2 protein-coding genes are annotated in these 2624 nt (G+C 72.8%); one reads left to right on the top strand and one right to left on the bottom strand.

The features are described from left to right. Positions 1-211: 211 nt before the first annotated feature. Entirely contained in the window at positions 212-1507 is a 1296-nt protein-coding gene (locus tag LOY02_RS13590) for a DUF58 domain-containing protein (RefSeq protein WP_317182897.1), read from the top strand. 85 nt (positions 1508-1592) lie between these two features. On the opposite strand, the gene LOY02_RS13585 is transcribed toward LOY02_RS13590, so the two are convergent. Continuing rightward, the coding region (locus tag LOY02_RS13585; RefSeq protein WP_317182896.1) for a stage II sporulation protein M at positions 1593-2624 on the bottom strand (1032 nt) is incomplete at its 5' end.

The following is a 2624-nucleotide window of genomic DNA, read 5'->3' as shown; positions in this document are numbered from 1 at the left end:
GCGGTGCCACGGTGACAGGAAGGGTCATGCCTGCATTCGGGGCCACTCGACCCCACTCCCGAGTCGACCGGGCCGGGCGGGCATTCGGGGCCACTCGACCCCACCCCCGAGTCGACCGGGCCGGGCGGGCATTCGGGGCCACTCGACCCCACCCCCGAGTCGAGTGGCCCCGAATGCAGCCGTCAATGCAGCCGTCGCAGCGAGGAAACCCATGGTCGTGACCGGCCGTGCCGCCGTGGCCGTGCTCCTGGGTGCGGTCGCCGTCGCCTGGCGTCCCTCGATCGGCACCGCGCTCCTCTGGACGCTCGGTGTCGTGGCCCTCGTCGGCGTCGACCTGGCCCTCGCCCCGTCCCCTCGCGGTCTCGCCCTCGCCCGTTCGGGGCCAGCAGTCGTCCGCCTCGGCGAGTTCGTCACCACCGACCTCGTCGTCACCAACCCCGGCCCTCGCGCCGTGCGCGGGGTGATCCGCGACGCGTGGCAGCCGTCAGCCGGCGCAGAGGGCGACCGGCACGACCTTCGCCTCGGCCCGGGCGAGCGCCGTCGCCTGTCCACGCGCCTGCGACCGACCCGGCGCGGCGACCGACGCGCCGACCTCGTCACCGTCCGACTGCACGGACCGATGGGTCTCGCCGCCCGGCAGCGGTCCTTCCCCGTGCCGGGCACGGTCCGCGTGCTGCATCCCTTCCACTCGCGCCGCCACCTGCCGAGCAAGCTCTCGCGCCTGCGCCAGATCGACGGTCGCTCTGCCGTCCGCCGTCGGGGGCAGGGCACCGAGTTCGACTCGCTCCGCGACTACGTCGAGGGCGATGACGTGAGGTCGATCGACTGGCGCGCGACGGCGCGACGTGGATCGGTCGTCGTCCGCACGTGGCAGCCGGAGCAGCACCGGCGGATCGTCATCGTCATCGACACGTCGCGGACCAGCGCCGGGCGCGTCGGTGACGTGCCTCGCCTCGATGCCGCGATGGACGCGACCCTGCTCCTCACCGCGCTCGCCGGGCACGCCCACGACCGGGTCGACGTCATCGCCGGTGACCAGCGGGTCCGCGTGCGGGTCGTCGGGTCGTCCGACCGGACCAACCCGCTCGCCGAGGTCGTCTCCGCCCTGGCACCGGTCGACCCGGCGATCGTCGAGGCCGACTGGTCGGCGCTCGCCGCCGCCGTCGTGAGCCGGCACCACCAGCGGTCCCTTGTCGTGCTCCTCACCCCGCTCGAGCCGGCGGCGATCGAAGAGGGGCTGCTCCCAGTCATTCCGGCTCTCGTCGCGAGGCACCGCGTCGTCCTCGCCAGCGTCGCCGACCCCGCGGTCGGCGCCCTCCTCACACGCCACGAGACGACAGCGGACGTCTATGCCGCTGCCGCTGCCGAGCGCACCGTTGCCCTGCGGGGGCGAGTGGCGGCCGCACTCGAGCGGATGGGCGTCGACGTCATCGACGCCGAGGCCGACGAGCTGCCGGCGCGCCTCGCGGACCACTACCTCTGGCTCAAGAGCGAGGGCCTGCTCTGACCCGCCTTCGGCGACCGAGGGCGGGAGGGCAGGAAGGTCACGTCGCCGCGGGGAGCGGGCTCAGCGGCATACAGCCTCAGTGGCGTCAGCCGACTGTCGGCGCCGTGTCCCCGACCGCCGCCCGGGACACGTCGCCACTCGCTCCGGACCGGTACGCCCGGCGACCCACGACGAACACGTAGGCGAGGAAAGCTCCCTCCGCGACCACCCCGATGAGGATCCGCGCTGCGGTGGGCAGGCCCGACGGGGTGACGAACCCCTCGATGACCCCGCTCACGGCGAGCACGGCCACCAGTCCCAGTGCGATCCCGATGACGGTCCTGCCCGCCTCGGCGAAGGCGACCGCCCGGGGCCGCGGGCCCGGCTCGACCCAGGACCAGAAGAGCCACAGCCCCGCACCGCCGGCGACGAAGACCGCGGTCAGCTCGAGCAGGCCGTGCGGCAGGATCATCCCGAAGAAGAGGGAGGCGCGGTCGTGGTCGGCCATGAGTGCCCCGATGACCCCGATGTTGAGCGTGTTCTGGAAGAGGACCCACACCACCGGCAGCCCGAGCACGCCGAAGACGATGCACTGCGCGGCGACCCAGGCATTGTTGGTCCAGACCAGGGTCGCGAACTCGTGGTGCGGGAACTCGCGGTAGTAGTTCTCGAAGTCCGTGCCGACGTAGGCCTCGATCTGTTCGCGGGTCATCGACGACGTGTACAGCGCGGGATGCTCCATCGTCCACCAGGCGATGAGGACGGCCGCGAGGACGTTGAGCGCCAGCGTCCAGAGCCACCAGCGCCGGAGGCGATAGAGCGCGGCCGGGAACGTGCGAGCGAAGAAGGTCCCGATGTCCGTCCACGTCGAGGTGTCCCGCCCCGCGAGCGTGACGCGGGCGCGGCTGAGGACGGTGGACAGGTGACGGATGAGGCTGGGGTCGGCCTCACCGGACCGGATGAGCGAGAGGTGGGTGGACACCTGTTGGTAGAGGTCGAGGAGCTCGTCGGCCTCCTCCCCCGTCAGCCGGCGTCGTCGGCTGAGCTCGTCGAGCCGACCCCACCGCGCCGAGTGGGCGGCGACGAGCGCGTCGAGGTTCACGCCGTCACGATATAGGCCGTATGCCGCTGGGCTCGC

The organism is Intrasporangium sp., assembly GCF_032907665.1.
Lineage (GTDB): Bacteria > Actinomycetota > Actinomycetes > Actinomycetales > Dermatophilaceae > Intrasporangium.
This window is presented reverse-complemented; position numbering and strand designations above follow the sequence as displayed.